This is a genomic window from Desulfovibrio sp. JC022 (assembly GCF_010470665.1).
Taxonomy (GTDB): domain Bacteria; phylum Desulfobacterota; class Desulfovibrionia; order Desulfovibrionales; family Desulfovibrionaceae; genus Maridesulfovibrio.
In genome coordinates, this window is the sequence record NZ_VOPZ01000011.1 from 1 (window position 1) to 16,305 (window position 16,305).

17 protein-coding genes are annotated in these 16,305 nt (G+C 46.7%); 4 read left to right on the forward strand and 13 right to left on the reverse strand.

Annotated elements, in window-relative coordinates:
* Together FMS18_RS17020 and FMS18_RS17025 are read left to right on the forward strand one after the other, a co-directional pair.
* A partial coding sequence (locus tag FMS18_RS17020; RefSeq protein WP_163294810.1) for an integrase core domain-containing protein occupies nt 1-132 on the forward strand: 132 nt, incomplete at its 5' end.
* Between the two features lie 21 nt (nt 133-153).
* Nucleotides 154-927 carry a tetratricopeptide repeat protein gene (locus FMS18_RS17025; RefSeq protein WP_368854184.1) on the forward strand — a complete coding sequence of 258 codons (774 nt, stop codon included), beginning with the start codon at nt 154-156 and terminating at the stop codon, nt 925-927.
* A gap of 205 nt (nt 928-1,132) precedes the next feature.
* Here the strand turns inward: FMS18_RS17025 and FMS18_RS17030 are convergent, their stop codons facing one another.
* The 9 genes from FMS18_RS17030 to FMS18_RS17070 form a co-directional block, all read right to left on the reverse strand.
* A complete protein-coding gene (locus FMS18_RS17030) occupies nt 1,133-1,873 on the reverse strand; it encodes a protein phosphatase CheZ (protein WP_163295885.1) in 741 nt (246 codons plus the stop codon).
* A gap of 42 nt (nt 1,874-1,915) precedes the next feature.
* Nucleotides 1,916-2,428, reverse strand: coding sequence for a hypothetical protein (locus tag FMS18_RS17035; RefSeq protein WP_163295886.1), 513 nt, complete (start codon nt 2,426-2,428; stop codon nt 1,916-1,918).
* A 34-nt stretch (nt 2,429-2,462) separates the two neighbouring features.
* On the reverse strand, nt 2,463-2,891 hold the full coding sequence (locus tag FMS18_RS17040) for a 4Fe-4S binding protein (protein WP_163295887.1): 429 nt from the start codon (nt 2,889-2,891) through the stop codon (nt 2,463-2,465).
* A 19-nt stretch (nt 2,892-2,910) separates the two neighbouring features.
* On the reverse strand, nt 2,911-3,822 hold the full coding sequence (ybgF, locus tag FMS18_RS17045) for a tol-pal system protein YbgF (protein ID WP_239061085.1): 912 nt from the start codon (nt 3,820-3,822) through the stop codon (nt 2,911-2,913).
* 1 nt (nt 3,823) lies between these two features.
* The gene (locus FMS18_RS17050) at nt 3,824-4,060 is read right to left on the reverse strand and encodes a PLD nuclease N-terminal domain-containing protein (protein ID WP_136675960.1); all 237 of its coding nucleotides are present in this window, start codon (nt 4,058-4,060) and stop codon (nt 3,824-3,826) included.
* Entirely contained in the window at nt 4,060-4,815 is a 756-nt protein-coding gene (gene lgt / locus FMS18_RS17055) for a prolipoprotein diacylglyceryl transferase (protein ID WP_163295889.1), read from the reverse strand. The genes FMS18_RS17050 and lgt overlap by 1 nt, the downstream gene beginning before the upstream one ends.
* Nucleotide 4,816: 1 nt before the next feature.
* Nucleotides 4,817-5,287 carry a signal peptidase II gene (lspA, locus tag FMS18_RS17060; RefSeq protein WP_163295890.1) on the reverse strand — a complete coding sequence of 157 codons (471 nt, stop codon included), beginning with the start codon at nt 5,285-5,287 and terminating at the stop codon, nt 4,817-4,819.
* A 327-nt stretch (nt 5,288-5,614) separates the two neighbouring features.
* A complete protein-coding gene (ileS, locus tag FMS18_RS17065; RefSeq protein ID WP_163295891.1) occupies nt 5,615-8,428 on the reverse strand; it encodes an isoleucine--tRNA ligase in 2,814 nt (937 codons plus the stop codon).
* 265 nt (nt 8,429-8,693) lie between these two features.
* A complete protein-coding gene (locus FMS18_RS17070) occupies nt 8,694-8,954 on the reverse strand; it encodes a DUF493 domain-containing protein (protein WP_163295892.1) in 261 nt (86 codons plus the stop codon).
* Nucleotides 8,955-9,177: 223 nt separating this feature from the next.
* Here FMS18_RS17070 and FMS18_RS17075 point away from each other — a divergent pair, with 223 nt between their 5' ends.
* Together FMS18_RS17075 and FMS18_RS17080 are read left to right on the forward strand one after the other, a co-directional pair.
* The gene (locus tag FMS18_RS17075) at nt 9,178-9,597 is read left to right on the forward strand and encodes a hypothetical protein (protein ID WP_163295893.1); all 420 of its coding nucleotides are present in this window, start codon (nt 9,178-9,180) and stop codon (nt 9,595-9,597) included.
* A gap of 189 nt (nt 9,598-9,786) precedes the next feature.
* Nucleotides 9,787-12,018, forward strand: coding sequence for a DUF3536 domain-containing protein (locus tag FMS18_RS17080; RefSeq protein WP_163295894.1), 2,232 nt, complete (start codon nt 9,787-9,789; stop codon nt 12,016-12,018).
* Nucleotides 12,019-12,104: 86 nt separating this feature from the next.
* On the opposite strand, the gene FMS18_RS17085 is transcribed toward FMS18_RS17080, so the two are convergent.
* The 4 genes from FMS18_RS17085 to tsaE are packed head-to-tail and all read right to left on the reverse strand — an operon-like array spanning nt 12,105 to nt 16,305.
* A complete protein-coding gene (locus FMS18_RS17085; RefSeq protein ID WP_163295895.1) occupies nt 12,105-12,944 on the reverse strand; it encodes an MBL fold metallo-hydrolase in 840 nt (279 codons plus the stop codon).
* On the reverse strand, nt 12,929-14,530 hold the full coding sequence (gene cimA / locus FMS18_RS17090; RefSeq protein ID WP_163295896.1) for a citramalate synthase: 1,602 nt from the start codon (nt 14,528-14,530) through the stop codon (nt 12,929-12,931). The genes FMS18_RS17085 and cimA overlap by 16 nt, the downstream gene beginning before the upstream one ends.
* A gap of 3 nt (nt 14,531-14,533) precedes the next feature.
* Nucleotides 14,534-15,772, reverse strand: a complete 1,239-nt coding sequence (locus FMS18_RS17095) for an aspartate kinase (RefSeq protein WP_163295897.1) — start codon at nt 15,770-15,772, stop codon at nt 14,534-14,536.
* 38 nt (nt 15,773-15,810) lie between these two features.
* Entirely contained in the window at nt 15,811-16,305 is a 495-nt protein-coding gene (gene tsaE / locus FMS18_RS17100) for a tRNA (adenosine(37)-N6)-threonylcarbamoyltransferase complex ATPase subunit type 1 TsaE (RefSeq protein WP_163295898.1), read from the reverse strand.

The window sequence follows — 16,305 nt, forward strand, 5'->3', positions numbered from 1 at the left end:
AAGGACATAACCGAATACTGGATTCGTCAATACAACGAAGAGCGGCCACATGAATCGCTCGGAGACATGACCCCAGTCGAGTATGTCCAAAAACATTCACCCCAAGAGAACTCTACTTATGGATGGCACTAACTTGGGGAGGTTTACAATTTAATTGCCTCTGCGTTTGGTGGTGTCGGAATCATTAATTTGTTGAGGGGAGAATTATACAAAGCAGAAGATAACTTTATGAAAGCTTTAGAACTTCATAAAAAAGATAATAACATGCTTAATGTCGCTAGGAGTTATGCTAATTTAGGGTTAATTTATAAAATTTTTGGTCAACTTGATAAGGCTGAATGCTATCACAAAAAATCTTTAACCATAGGTTTAGAGCTTAATAATAGGGAATGTATTGGTCAGCAATATTGTAATCTTGGTATTATATGGAAAGAGCGTGGTAATTATGTAAAGGCAGAAGAACTCTACCGTAAGGCTCTAGAGATATTCATTGATTTAGGGTGCAAAATTGACATTGCTAAACAATATGGAAATTTAGGTGTACTTAGAACTATTCAAAAAAAATATGAAGATGCAGAGCAATTTTATCAAAAAGCATTAAAAATTAATCACGAGTTAAATAGTAAAGATGGTGTTGCAACTCAATATGCAAATTTAGGAATTTTACGCCGATATCAAGGAAACTTTGATGGTGCAAAAGATCTCTTTGAGAAAGCTTTAAAAATTAATGCTGAATTGGAGAGTATAGAAGGAATAGCTCTTTGTTATGTCAGTATGGGGTTAATGTATAAGGCATCTAATAAGTTAAAATTAGCTGAAAAGTATTTTCAGATGTCGCTCTGTTTATACAAGCGATTGCATGCAACTATGATGATTGCTAAAGTGCAAGGCTATCTAGACGAACTCGCTGCCGAAAAGGAAAACTAAATGCCAACCCCCGCAAAAAGAATCCTAAAAAGCCTAAAACAGGCAATATCAATAGCCAAAGGCGAAACAGATAAATCCAAGTACAGAATAAGTACTCCTGAACAAGTTGAAAAAGATAACAAAAAGCGGGAAGCCTAATCAAAAAGGCTTCCCGCTCTCATTTTTCCAATCAATAAATAAAATTTAAATCAAATCATCCCCAAAATTACAACCCAAGCGACGCCAACAAATCATCAACATCACCCTGATCGGCCTTTTCGGTGGGGCCTTTTAGTTCGCTCATTTTGGATTCAGCTTCCTGATCGAGCTCTTCAAGGGATTTTTCCGGGGCCTCTTCGCGGGCTTTGATTTTCAGCCCGGTGGACATGTACAGATCGAGAACGATCTTTTCGACACTCTTGATGGTATCGATGATTATCTTGATGCGCTGCCCGGTGAGATCCTGAAAGGAGAGGGTGGTCATGATGGTCATAATATCCTGACCTAGCGTATCATTGATATTGGCCAGTTCCTGACGCTGTTCTTTTTTTACACCGCCGGATTCAAAAGCCTTAACAATATTAGCGAGGGCTGATTGGGTTTCCTGAGTTTTCTCAAGAATATCCATAATGTCCTGCGTGGCTTTTTCGGTTGTGCGCATAATGGCATCAAGCTGGTCGGATGCTTCGGTGAAAAGCTGATCAGGGTCAGAATCAACACATACTACCGGTTCAGGAGAACCTGCGGGTCCTTTTTTGGCCTTGGCTACTTCCTGATAGATATCACGGAGACCGTTTTGCAGGTCAATGTTGATGCGGCGGTAGAATTCTCCCTCAAGCAGGGTTTTAGACATGCTCTTGGATATTTCTTTTTGCACTGCGTCGGCAATGCTTTCCTTGAGACTTTTGCTCAGGTCTTCAGAAACCTTTTCCATCATCTCCCGCACTATCTGATCATCATGAATCACTGCGCTCTCCTTGGCGTTGGCTTTATTAATAAAGTTGCAGGGCTAACCCAGCTTTTCTGTTCTGATTATTTCACGCTGTTCGCTGAAAACAAATTGGATAATGGACTCAAGGTCGTGTTCCCTGATTTTCTCAAATTTCATTACCCAGCTATTGTCTTTTTTGCCGGCTTTGATGTGTCCCTTTGCCCCGGCAAGGCGCATGGGAATCTGTTCAATTTCCGCAACCACTTCCATTATGCAGGGGACTGTGACGGCCTCTGAACGGAAGATCATGCCGTTTCCGGAAATTTCTATTATTTCAAGATCCATAGGGAAATCATGTTTAAGATCCAGTTTACTCTGCATACCGAGCAACTGATCCAGCTTGCGGTCCAGCTCTGTTACGTAGACCTTCAGCCATTCCGGAACCTTTGAATCATCAAGGTCTTCTGCCGGATGTTTTTTCATCCCGGTGAATCCCCGGTACACGGGCTGGCTCTCCAGAGATGAAGAGATGCGACCATGTCCTTTGATTCGTGTTTTTACACTTGCGTAGTGCGGCGTGTTCCGGTCCATGTGGATTTCCTTGATTTTCCTTTAGCAGTTGCAACTAATCCTGCGGATCAACTTCCATGGCCCGTACGGGACAGACTTTGGTACAGAGTCCGCAAGCGGTACATTTTTCCAAATCAAAAAGAACCAGACGGGTGTCCTTTTCAAGGGAAAGAGCGCCTGTGGGGCACATGGCGAGACACATGCCGCAATGCATACAGGATTCTTCATCCCTGGCAATTTTCTGAGCAACAGGGATAAGTCTTACCCCGTTCTCTTTAAGGTAATTGATACCTTTATGGTAATCTTCTTCGAGCCCGGTAATCTCAAGGGTCATACTGCCTTCGAGTCTGGGGTTGATATCAGCTTTAAGGATGTTGAAGCTGAGGTTGTAGAGTTTACCCAGATTGCACACAACCGGGCGGCCGGATGTGTTCGGGGGAAAAGAAAGGTGGATAATTTTATTAAAGTTCTTGCTCTCGCTCATGGTGTTATATCCGGTTAAATTATTTTAAGTTCTTGATTATGCTTTTCGCACGTTTTGCTTCAGCTGAATCCGGGGCTTTTTTGACCAGATCTTCGAGGATATAGCGGCCTGATTTGGTTTTGCCCAGTTTGATCAGGCAGAGTCCCTGCTTGAGCAGTGCGGATCTGTATTTGTTGCTCTTGGAATGCTTGGCAATGACAACCTGATATTTGAGGGCGGCATTGGCGTAATCCTTGAGCTGGTAGTAACATTCACCTTCCCAGAAAATCGCGTTGGGAACAAGCTTATGCTTAGGGAAGGTCTTGGTGAATTCGGCCATATCCCTGATAGCGTCTTTGTATTTACGCTCTTTGAACAAGGCAAGTCCCTTATCATACAAAGCCTGCGCCGGGTCGGCTGGTTCAGCTTTTTTCGGATCAGGAGCTACTACCGCGGCAATCCCTCCCACGGCTGCTGCTGTTTCAGCTACAGCTTCCTGTGTCGCTTTGTCTTTGGGAGCCTGAGCTTTGATCAGACCGAGATCAATGGCGAGTTGACTTTCAAGAGCCAGCCGCATGTTTTCGACTTTTTTGGAAAGATCTTCAAGAGATAAGGTGCTGTTGGTGTCCCCGGCATCAAGTCTGTTCACAGACTGGGACATAGTGTTGACTGTTCCCTGAAGTTTGGCGACCTGCATTTTCAGGGCATTAACTTCAGCATACATGTTTGCCTGCTGGGTCTGCACCGGGGAACTTGTTTTTTTTATTTCTTCACGCAGGGTGACGTTGTCTGCGGAAACCTGCTGGTCGAGATTATCAATCTTTTTATTGAGCTGGGTTCTGGTCTGCCTGAGTTCCAGACGCATTTTATCCATATCGGATGTGGTTACGCAGCCATTAAGGCCGGTAGCCAGAGGAAAGGCAATCAGGGCAGCAATAAGAGATTTTTTCATATTATTCTTCATTATTTTTTATCCCCCTTTTTCTACCGAGGAGAAAGTAAGCCAGACAGCCGAAAAAAGGAATAAAAATCGCAAGCTGTATCCAGCCGACTTTTTCCATGTTTGACGGAAATTCCCTGTTGAATGCATCCCATATGGCGAAAAGTGTCAAGGCTGCAAAAAGACCGACACTGCCGAGGATGATGATCCAGGTTTCCATGGGAAGATTGGGAATTGATCCGAAGAACATTAGGAACTCCTTTTTTTGTATATTGATAACAGGTATATACCAATTGCGAAAAAGACAAGTGTTATGAACTGAGTCATAGACAGCGGACCGAGTTCGCCCCGGTAATCCGCCCTGAAAAATTCAATAATAAATCTGAACGCAGAAAACAATATCAGGAAAAGCCCGGTAATGCGGCCTTCGGTATGAATATAGTTTCCGGCAACAAGCAGAATCAGAAATGTAACAAGCCCGGCAAGTGAGTGGTAAAGCTGGGTAGGGTGCAAGGATTGAAAGAGCGGGGCCAGCGATGCAGAATTCTTGAAAGTAACCGCCCACGGCAGGTCAGTCGGTTTGCCGTAGCAACATCCGGCGAAGAAACATCCCAGACGTCCCACTGACATTCCCAGCGCGATACCCGGTGCAAAGCAATCCAGCCAATCCATAATAGGTTGCTGCTTGGAACGCAGATAAAGCAATCCCGCCAGTGAACCGAAAATTATTGCGCCGGAAAAGACCAGCCCGCCCTGCCAGATGTAAAATATTTTGATCAGGGTTCCGGCGAATTCTTGTGGATACAGCGCAACATAAAGTGCCCGCGCGCCGATAACGCCACTTATTACAGCAATTAGCCCGGCGACCGGAGCAAGTTTATAATCCAGCTCCCAAAGTCTTGCTGCGCGCATGGCCCAGCCTATGCCCAGCAAGCACCCGGCAGTCAGGTACACGCTGTAAGCGTAAACATTTATGGAACCTATGCTGAACAGGATCGGATTCATCTTACTTGTTCTTATAAAAGGATATGATCAATGCAAAAGCACCCACGCAGATGGCGATATCTGCCACATTGAAAGCCGGCCAGTGATGCGATCCATAGTAGATATCCAGAAAATCGGTCACTTCATGATAAAGCACCCGATCGATCAAATTACCGATCGCTCCGCCCAGCACACAGCCCAGACCCACGATTTGGAATTTGTCCCGTTCTTCAGCAGATTTCAGCAGCATGCCGATGGCACCGAGCGCAATAATGGTAACCACCACAAAGAAATTGCGCTGCCAGGTGATATCCGCACGGTTCAAAAATCCGAAGGCCGCGCCCTTATTGACCACGTGCACCAGATTAAAGAAGCCGGGAATAACGACCTCTGATGTCCAGAGAACCATCTTTTCACGAACCGCAATTTTAGTGACCTGATCTAGAACCAGCGTCACAACAGAAATGATCCCAGCCAAAAAATATTTGTTCATTTTGCCTTCGGCGACCCTGCGGGGCTGATTTTGATGCGCTATTGCGCTTTTAAAAATATTTGATTTCGCCTCCGGCGGCTTAAACCCTTTTCCAAAAGGGTTTAAGAATCCCAAAACGTTTTAGTAGGCTTTGTCTCTTTTGATTCGAAAATCGTTGTAACGCGCTACTTGCGAAGCATAATAAAAAGTTTTGAGGGGATGGGGTCTGGGGAAGGGGGACTTTYCCCAAAAGTYCCCCTYCCCCAGCCGTCGGAGACATTTTAAAAAAGCCCCCGCTTTTCGGAGAAAACGGGGGCATTCATATTTAATTTACAAAGATCTTGAAACTTAACCGGCCAGAACTGCTGTGCAGCGCGGGCAGAGTTCCGGGTGTTCTGCATTGGAGCCGAGGGTGTCGTATCTCCAGCAGCGGCTGCATTTTTCACCCTGTGCTTTTTCGACCTTGATGGCAAGACCTTCCAGCTCTTCCGGCTTGTCCGCATCGTCGGATGCATCGGCCAGAGACGCGATTTCAACACCGGATACGATGAAGAATTCACGACGCTCGATGTTCTCGAGAGCCTTGGCGATGTCTTCGTTGGCGAAGAGGGTGATCTTGGTATCGAGAGAGTGACCGATGACCTTTTCGCGGCGCAACGGTTCGATAGCCTTGGTTACTTCGGTACGAACTTCCATGAGCAGTTCCCATCTTTTGCGCTCGGCGTCGTCGATTTCAGCTTTGAGCAGCTCGGGACGGATGGCGAAGACGGTATCGGCGTCACCTTTCATTTCTTCCGGCATGTGGGAATATGCTTCCTCTGCGGTAAAAGAAAGTACGGGAGCCATGTCTTTGAGCAGCATGAGCATGGTCTGCCAGAGTACGGTCTGTGCGGAGCGACGCTCTAAGCTCTTCTCGCCGGACACGTAGAGTCTGTCCTTGATGATATCAAGGTAGAAAGCGGAAAGCTCAGTGGTGCAGAGGTTGTGCAGGGTGTGGTAAACTTTGTGGAATTCAAAGTTTGCGTAAGCCTGCTGGATTACCTCGTGCTGGCGGCCTACCAAATCAAGTGCGAAATGGTCGACAGGCAGCATTTCCGCGGGTGCTACTGCGTCAGTCTCGGGGTTGAAACCATTGAGGTTACCGAGAATGTAGCGGCAGGTGTTACGCACGCGGCGGTAGGTATCAACCATGCGGCTCAGGATTTCGTCGGAGATACGCACGTCTTCCTGATAGTTAACCGCGGAAACCCACATACGCAGGATTTCTGCACCGTGCTGGTCGATGATTTCCTGCGGTGCCATGACGTTACCGATGGACTTGGACATCTTGCGACCGTTCTTGTCCACAACGTAACCGTGAGTCAGTACGGTTTTGTAGGGAGGCACGTCGCGGGTACCCACGGATGCGAGCAGGGAGCTGTGGAACCAGCCGCGATGCTGGTCGGAACCTTCGAGGTACAGATCTGCGGGGAAGCGGTGTTCCTTGCGTTTTTCAACAACAGCTGCGTAACTGGTACCGGAATCAAACCATACGTCGAGGATGTCGTCTTCCTTGGCCCAGTGGTTGCCGCCGCATTTTGGGCATTTGAGGCCGTCGGGAGCGATTTCTTCAACGGATTTTTCGAACCAGTAGTCACAGCCGCGTTCGTGTTTTTCAAATTCGTCTACTACGGAGAAAACCCATTCAGATTCGTTGTATACTTCGTCGCAATCTTCACAGATCAGGGCGATGATGGGTACACCCCAGTTACGCTGACGGGAGATACACCAGTCAGGGCGGTTTTCAACCATGCTGTAGATGCGTTTTTCACCCCATGCGGGAATCCACTCAACATCATCTTTGATGGCTTTGAGGGCTTTACCGCGCAGGTCGTTTTCTTCCATGCCGATGAACCACTGGGTGGTTGCGCGGAAGATTACAGGCTCTTTACAACGCCAGCAGTGGGGGTAGGAGTGGGTGATTTTTTCATGTGCGAGGAGATTGCCCAGCTCTTCCAGTTTTTCGATGACCTTGGGGTTGGCTTCCCAGACATTCATGCCACCGAAGAATTCCACTTCTTTGAGGAACACACCGCTGTTGTTCATGGGGGAGTATATTTCAAGACCGTTCTTCAGGCCGGTTTCAAAGTCTTCGCGACCATGGCCGGGAGCAGTGTGAACACAACCGGTACCGGAGTCGAGAGTTACGTAATCAGCCAAAACGATGGGAGATTCGCGGTCGTAGATGGGATGCTTTGCAACTGCGCCTTCAAGTTTTGCACCTTCAACGGTTGCCAGCACATTCCAGCTTTCCCAGCCGAAGGACTCAGCGCAAACGGGCAGCAGTCTTTCGGCAAGGATGTAGATGTCGCCGTTTACTTCAGCAACAACATATTCAAATTCGGGATGAACAGCCACAGCCATGTTGTCGGGGATGGTCCAGGGAGTGGTGGTCCAGATACACACGTAGGTGCGGGACAGGTCCACTTTGGATGCAACATCTTCGGGCAGGGCTTTGAGAACTTTTTCATCGCTGAGCGGGAAGCGTACATATATAGAAGGCGAAGTGTGATCTTCATATTCTACTTCCGCTTCAGCAAGAGCTGTACGGCAATCACAGCACCAGTGGATGGGCTTCTTGCCGCGCACAACAGAACCTTTTTCCATGAAACGGCCCAGTTCACGGGCAGTTGCTGCCTCGTATTCGGGCTTCATGGTCAGGTAAGGATCTTCCCAGTTACCGAGCACGCCGAGGCGTTTGAATTCCTTGCGCTGGATACCGACGAATTTCTCTGCGTATTCGCGGCAGAGGCGGCGGATAACGGTGGTGGGCAGTTCTTTTTTCTTTTTCTTAAGTTCCTGCTCAACTTTGTGCTCAATGGGCAGACCGTGGCAGTCCCAGCCCGGAACATATTCGGCTTTCATGCCCTGCAGGTTGCGGGATTTCACGATAATGTCCTTGAGGACCTTGTTCATGGCTGTGCCCATGTGAATGTGGCCGTTTGCGTACGGGGGGCCGTCGTGCAGGACGTACTGCTCGGCATCAGCGTTAGCTTCTACCATCTTGTCGTATACGGACATTTCCTCCCAGCGTTTGAGCATTTCGGGCTCGCGCTGTTTGAGGTTGGCTTTCATGGGAAATTTGGTCTTGGGCAGACACAGGGTCTTTTTATAATCGCTCATGACTGGAAAAGTCCTCCGGAACTCTCTTAAGGATATGATATTTGATTAAAAGCCATTTACATAATTCACATTGCTTAAATAAAATTGTTCAAAATAAAAAACTGACATTTCAGTCTATTACTAATGATATGAACAAAAAAATAATGAATGTGGAAAATTAAACAGCCATTCTAGCTTAAACTTGAAAAATAAAAAGTGCTCGAAAATGAGCGGCGTTATCTTGAAACAAGGTGTGATGGAAGTCAACCCGGAGTTGCTTCATTATCTAAAGGGAAATGAGTCCTTCAATGGTTGCTGCTTTTTCATAGACATTCAAGATCACATCTGAACTATTGGCATGGATAACCACGGTTACGCTGGTGTATTTGCCTGTTTTGGAATCTCTTTCAGTGTAGGGGAATCCGTCGATCATGGATTTTAGTTCATCCAGAGACTTGCTGGGCACGATGAATTTAAAGGTGTAGTCGCAAGGCCATTCGTGATGTTCATCTAAGGTTGCTTTGAATTGTTCCATGGATGCTCCCATGTCTATCTCCTTATATTTTAATTAGATATCTTGTTTTTATATTATACGGCAGGTGTCAGGTAAAATCTTTACGCTGCCTGTCGGGTTTTGTTGATATATGGATCGGATATGGTGCTGTCAATGGTGTGAAAAAAGTTTTTAGCTGATCCCTAAAGGAAATTTCCGTGATGTCGATAAAGTATGCAGGTGTTCCTAAAATAATACAGAAGGGTAGGGCGGAAAAATGAGTAAAAAAAATCTACACGCAACAAATTTCAGAAAAGTACTTGAGCTTTTTAATGATGGGCGTGACCGTGATGCAGAAAGTCTGCTGAGAATTATTCAGGAAGACTATCTTAGTATGTATGAGGAAAATAAAGAACTCAGATCTCAGATTAAAGAAGTCGCTGAGATTCTGGATCTTGCAGAGTGCATGGAATTTGACGGACAGAAATACTGGATAGATGAGGATAATGATAAAACCGGTCCTTATTGTCAGGTTTGCTATGATCGCGATGGAGTCCTGATCAGGCTTCAGGAAAGATCAAAGCACTGGGAGTGCTACTCCTGCCAGAATCTGTTTGTAAAAATGCCTACCGGCAACATCATTCATAAAAGCAGGCCCAAGAAAGATAACAAGCCTCTAATCAGGCTTTTCAGTTAAATATTAAAATCATTTTTCAGTCCTTAATATACACCTTGAAGCGGGATTGTTTGCATGTGCAGGCAATCCCGCTTCTATTTTTTTGAGCAGAACAAGTTAATTTGTCGCTACAATTGTGGTTTGTATTGGATTTAATAAATTGATTGAGGTAGTCTTCTCATAATCGAACTAAAATTGTGAGGAATAATTATGTCAGGCAAATTCTTGTGCATACATGGCCATTTTTACCAGCCCCCCCGCGAAGACCCGTGGCTGGATATGATTTTTCCTGAAGGAAGTTCCGCTCCATTCCGGCATTGGAATGAACGCATCTGCCGTGAAAGTTACGGACCGCTGGCATGGGCCAGACGTATGGGCGGTGATGGTATTTTTGATATCGTCAACTGTTATGAGTGGATGAGTTTTAATGTGGGACCGACTCTGTTTCGCTGGATTGAAAGGGCCGAGCCGGAACTTTACGCCAAGATAATTGAAGGGGACGCCCTGAGCCTTAAGCGTTGGGGACACGGTAACGCCATTGCCCAGATTTACCATCATGTTATCATGCCTCTTGCTTCGGAGCTGGACCGTGATGCCGAGGTGGCCTGGGCTGTTGCTGATTTCGAGTCCCGCTTCAAGCGTAAGCCTGAAGGGATGTGGCTTTCTGAAACTGCCTGCAATACAGACACCTTAGAAACACTTGCCGACCATGGCATTGCATTTACTTTGCTGGCTCCGCGACAGGCTGAATCAATTGCTGATTTGAATTCAGATGACTGGCAGGAAGTGGACGAATATTCCATCAATATCAAAGAACCTTATCTGGTTGAGCTTCCTTCCGGCAGGACTATTTCGGTTTTCTTTTATGACGGAGGTCTTTCGCAGGCTATTGCATTTGAAGGTCTTCTTAAGAACGGGGATGAGTTTTGGAACAAACTCTCGGGTGCATCGGCTGAAGGACTTCTTTCCATTGGTACGGACGGTGAAACATACGGACACCACGTTGAATTCGGAGAAATGGCTCTTGCCTATGTTCTTGCTCAGGCTATTGAAGAGCGCGACGGAATCTCTTTGCTTAATTACGGGGCTTATCTCGAACAGAACCCTCCTACACGTAAGGTGAAAATTCGTGAAGACTCTTCATGGAGTTGCTATCATGGAATTGAGCGTTGGCGCGCCGATTGCGGTTGCTGTACCGGAGGGCATCCGGACTGGAATCAGCAATGGCGTAGACCTTTGCGTGAAGGGCTTGATGCCGTTAAAACTTTGATGAATGCCCATTATTTTAATCATGGTGATCAAATTTTCAAGGATTCCCGTAAGGCATTGATTGAGTATGGAACTGTTTTGAGTGGTCTGGCTACTGAAGAAGAATTCTTCAAGCAGAACTTTAAAGTTTCTAAAGAGAGTGTTGAGGCTGATATGGGCTGGAAGCTCCTTTCCATGCAGAAATGGGCCCTTTCATCCTTTGCGAGCTGTGGCTGGTTCTTTGATGATCTGGCCCGTCTGGAGCCAGTCAACAATATGAGCTTTGCACTCAGGGCAATTGAAATTGCACAAGAAACCGGGTTGATCGGTCTGGAAGAAAAATTTCTTTCTATTGCCGGGGAGGCCCGGTCCAATGAAGAGCGGTACGGTTCTACCGTTGATCTTTGGAGCAGTAAGATTAAACCTCAGAGCGAAACTCCGGGTAGCCTGATCGGGCAGGCTCTGGCCCGCCTTTACGTGGAAGGGGTGCTGCCTCAGCCCGGCGAAGAAGGGCGCATTGAGTGGCCGGGAGTTTCTGTGCTGGTGAGAACTAATGACAGTTCTCTGGTTGTTGCCCGCGGTGAGGCTGAAATAAAGTGGCATCTTGAATCGGAGCTCAGAACTTACGGCTGGAAGTGGGAAAAAGGAGAGCGTGTACTTACCGGATCGGTAGAAGTATCCCTTCCCGGAGGGCAAATAGAACATTATCCGCTGACTGAGATTTCGTGGAAAAAGAAGCAATCCTTAGCTCTTACCTGGGTAAACAGGTTTGCACAGAAATCATGGGAAACCCAGATATTAAACACCGGATGTGGTCCGGTTCTTTTCAATGAATTTGAAGATTACCAGACTTCACAGACTTGGGCACCGCGCTGGCGTAAATTATGGCCCGGATTGGCTTGGAGTTACATTTTTTCCGGTGATAATGTCAGTAAGGACTTTCTACTTTTCATGAAGGAAGTCGGGCATGATCATGCTGATGTGGACTATTTTATTGAGCAGCTTGCTAAGCAGCTTTGCGTAATGCTGCATAATGACCTGACACTCTGGGATAGCATCCGCGGTGTTATTGAAAGGGCGCGAAAGATTAATCTTCCTGTTGACCTTTGGCGGCTTCAGAACTGCTATTGGGATAAAATCCTGCTGGGAGAAAACGATCCTGAACTTGCGAAAATGATAGGTTTTGATTTGTAATCAATAATTACGTTCCAATAAATAATGGTCCGCTGAGAGAATCAGCGGACCATTTTTTATTGGATTAACTTTGTATACGGATTTAATCAGAATTCATAAACTGAACCGGACCCCATGGGCACCACTTCGCAAGAAAGTCTTTGTTTAAGGAAATCGTATCCGTCTTTTCCGGTACAATGTCCGGGGGAGATCATCTTGGGGTTGAATTCTTCAATTACCTTGGCGGTATGCTCGCACTCATCTTCGTCAGCAATATAAAGATGCAGGCCGCCGATAATGGCATGGACGGAATCAATTCCGGTCAGCTCACGCATGTGATAGAGCGAATTGGCCAGACCGCTGTGACAGCAACCGAGTATGACTACCGGCCCTGAGTCGCTCATGAGCAGCATAAAAGCGTCATCGCGGACATGGTCGACCTGAGTCAATTCTTCGTCCATGAATAAGCCCTTTGTTGCTTCAAACAACCCTTCACGGCGGGGAATTTCTGTGATCATGAACAGCCCGTCATCAAGCTCTGCATCATCGCGAACAATGATGGTTCCGGGATAATCGCATTTAAACGAAGCTTCTTTGGCTGTACCGTCATCTTCTTTGGAATAGCGCTTGTTGGCAAAATCCGGGTGAGCGTAAACCGGCCCCATGAAATCGGCTTCCATGAGTGCGTCCATGCCTCCGGTATGATCCCAGTGCCCGTGACTGAGCGCCAGACCTTTAGCCTTGCTGACATCAATCTTCATGGCGTCAGCATTTTTCAGAAAAAGATCACTTGCGCTGCAATCCCAAAGCCAGATATTTTCTCCGGGCAATTCAAGGGACATGGAAAAACCCCATTCCTTTCCGAGATTTTCACTCAGGGATTCATTGTCACAGAGTACGGATATTTTGCACGGTTTAGTGTATTGTCCTGTTATAGTGATGGCCATTTTTGAGGATCATCCTTGAAGAGCTTGTAGTTGATAGAGTCCACAAGAGCCTGCCAGCTCGCTTCAATGATGTTGTGGCTGACACCCATGGTGGTCCACTGGCTTTTGCCGTCAGTGGATTCAATAAGCAGGCGTACATTTGAACTTGTACCCGCTGCCTGACGTACAGCCCCGGACAATACTCTTACCTTAAAGTCCTGTAAACGAACATCTTTCAATGACGGATAAAAAGGCTCAAGGGCCTTACGCAATGCTTTGTCGAGTGCGTTGACCGGACCGTCGCCGGAAGCAGCGGTATGGTTTTCCTGACCATGGACCTTTACGATGACAGTTGCTTCGGAAAAAGGTTCCTGATCGTTTTTTCGTTTTGCATCTACAACAAAGAAGTTGATGAATTCAAAGTAACGTTTGGACCAGCCCATAGCCTTGAAGAAAAGCAATTCAAAAGAAGCTTCAGCCGCAGAATATTCAAAGCCGATGGATTCACGTTCCTTGATGTCAGCCAGAATGGTCTGTACCGCAGGATCGTTCTTATCAAGCTCGTAGCCGTACTGCTTGGCTTTGTAGAGTACGTTGCTCTTTCCGGAAAGATCGGAGAGCAGGACTCGCCGATCGTTTCCGACCAGCAGGGGATCGATGTGCTCGTAGCTGGTGGAATCTTTAAGTACGGCACTGACGTGTATTCCGCCTTTATGCGCAAATGCAGCCTGCCCGACAAAGGGTTGCCTTAAAAACGGGCGCAGGTTGGCGATCTCCGTAATATAGGTGGAGGCTTCTTTTAGCTTGATCAGCTTATCTTTGCCGATGGTCTCATAATCCAGCTTGAGCTCAAGGTTGGGGATGATGGAGCAGAGGTTGGCGTTACCGCATCTCTCACCATATCCGTTCATGGTTCCTTGAATCTGGATTGCGCCGTTGTTTACTGCCGCAAGGGAGTTGGCTACAGCCAGTTCGCAATCGTTATGGGCATGAATACCGATACTGCAACCGGGAATTTTTTCCTGCACAACTTTGCATGCTTCAGCAACCTCTTCAGGCATGGAGCCGCCGTTGGTATCGCAGAGAATGAGAACATCAGCCCCGGCTTCATGCGCTGCCTTGAGACAGTTGATGGTAAATTCCGGGTTGGCTTTAAAACCGTCAAAGAAGTGCTCAGCATCAAAGAACAGCTCTTCCACATGCGGGCGCAGGTAGCCGATGCTGTTGCTGATCAGCTCGATGTTTCTTTCAAGGGTGACGCCCAGCGCATTGGTGGCGTGGAAATCCCATGTTTTACCGAAAATGGACATGGCCTTGGCACCTGATTCTATCAGGGCGTTCAGGTTGGGGTCATTTTCAGGGGTCAGGCGGTTCATGTGGGTTGAACCGAAAGCGGAAACTTTGCAGTTTTTAAGGGCGTAGTTCTGGATTTCCTGAAAGAATTCCTTGTCAGTGGCATTGGAACCGGGCCAGCCGCCCTCGACGTAATGTACGCCGAGGTCGTCCAGCTTGCGGGTAATACGCACTTTGTCTTGTACGCTTAAGTTTATTTCTTCGGATTGTGTGCCGTCACGCAGGGTGGTGTCGTATATTTTTATCTTTTTCATTTGTTAAAGCGAGTTTTCATCGGACCCTTGCTTGTCGAGACCGAACGTGTTGTGGAGCGTTCTTATGGCCAATTCAGTGTATTTTTCTTCAATCAGGCAGGTAATTTTAATTTCAGATGTGCTGATCATCAGGATGTTGATGTTTTCGTCACGCAGGGCCTGAAATGCTTTGGATGCAACACCGGAGTGATTGCGCATTCCAACGCCGATAACGGAAACTTTGCAAACATGCTGATCGTAAAGTACGTCCTGCGCTCCCATGGATTCTTTGATGGTATCAATAATCTCAAGGGTCTTTTTCAGGTCCCCTCTGGGGATGGTAAAAGTCATGTCGGTACGGCCGTCACGGCTGGGGTTCTGGACAATCATATCAACCAGAACGCCTTCTTCAGCAAGAGGAGTGAAAAGAGTTGCAGAAACACCCGGTTTATCCTCAACCTTGGATAGGGTTACACGGGCCTGATCTTTATCATATGCAATTCCGGAAACAAGTACTGATTCCATATTCTTATCCTCCTGAGTGACGTATGTTCCGATCTCATCGCTAAAAGTAGAGCGGACATGAACTTTAACATTATATTTTTTAGCAAATTCAACTGAACGAATCTGTAGTACTTTCGCGCCCATGCTGGCCATCTCGAGCATCTCGTCATAGGATACGTGGTCCAGTTTGCGGGCCAGAGAACAGATGTTGGGGTCGGTAGTGAAAACGCCCGGAACATCAGTAAAAATTTCACAGACATCAGCTTCGATAGCCGCGGCCATGGCAACAGCGGAAGTGTCCGAACCGCCACGGCCAAGGGTGGTAATTCGCTTATTCAGGTCGCAGCCCTGAAAGCCGGCCATGACTAGAATATCATGCTCTTGCAGCATTTCTTCAATTTTATCGCGATCAATATCAAGGATACGGGAGCGCGAATAATTAGAGTCTGTTTTAATGGGAATCTGAAAACCGAGCAGTGAGCGAGCCTTGATTCCACGATCATTAAGAAGCATGGAAAATAAGGCTACGGAAACCTGTTCTCCGGTAGAAACCAGAGAATCCATTTCCGCCAGATCCGGGTTTTCGGACCATTCGTAGGCCAAATCAATCAACCGATTTGTTTCACCAGCCATTGCGGAGAGGACTACGATAACTTTGTTGCCTTGTTCATAAGGCACCATGACTTTTTCCAGTACTTGCTTCATGCATTCGAGGTTCCTGACCGAGGTTCCACCGAATTTCTGTACTACGATGTTCATCTGAACATTATCTCCTTACCACATTAGTTCAACGGATGTTATTGGAATGACTTGAGAAGTGAGGCAAGCTCTTCATAGAGGGAGGTCGCTGAACCATGCAGGGTCAATTCTATTATTCTGCCGGATGCGGCAGGGGTCCAAGTGAAGAGCAGTGCGTTTTCAGGCCAGAATTCCATATTCAGATACTGAATCCACTCTACAACTGTCAAAGTTTTTTTATCACTCAGCAGGTCAAAGAAGTCATCATCAGGTGTCTGACCTTCCAGTCTATAGAGGTCAAAATGATTAACCTGCGGTTTTGTGGGGTAAATATTAAGAATATTGAAACTAGGGCTACTTACTTCTGCGTTTTGCGCACCGGGAAAAGATTCTACCAATGCGCGAACAAAAGTTGTTTTTCCAGCTCCAAGGTCGCCGTTCAAAAAGATAGGGACCAGTTTTTTTGATTCCAGAAAAAAAGAAGCCAGAGTGGAGCCGAGCCTGAGCGTCGCCTCCACATCCGGCAGATTGATGATCAGTTTATCATTACTCAT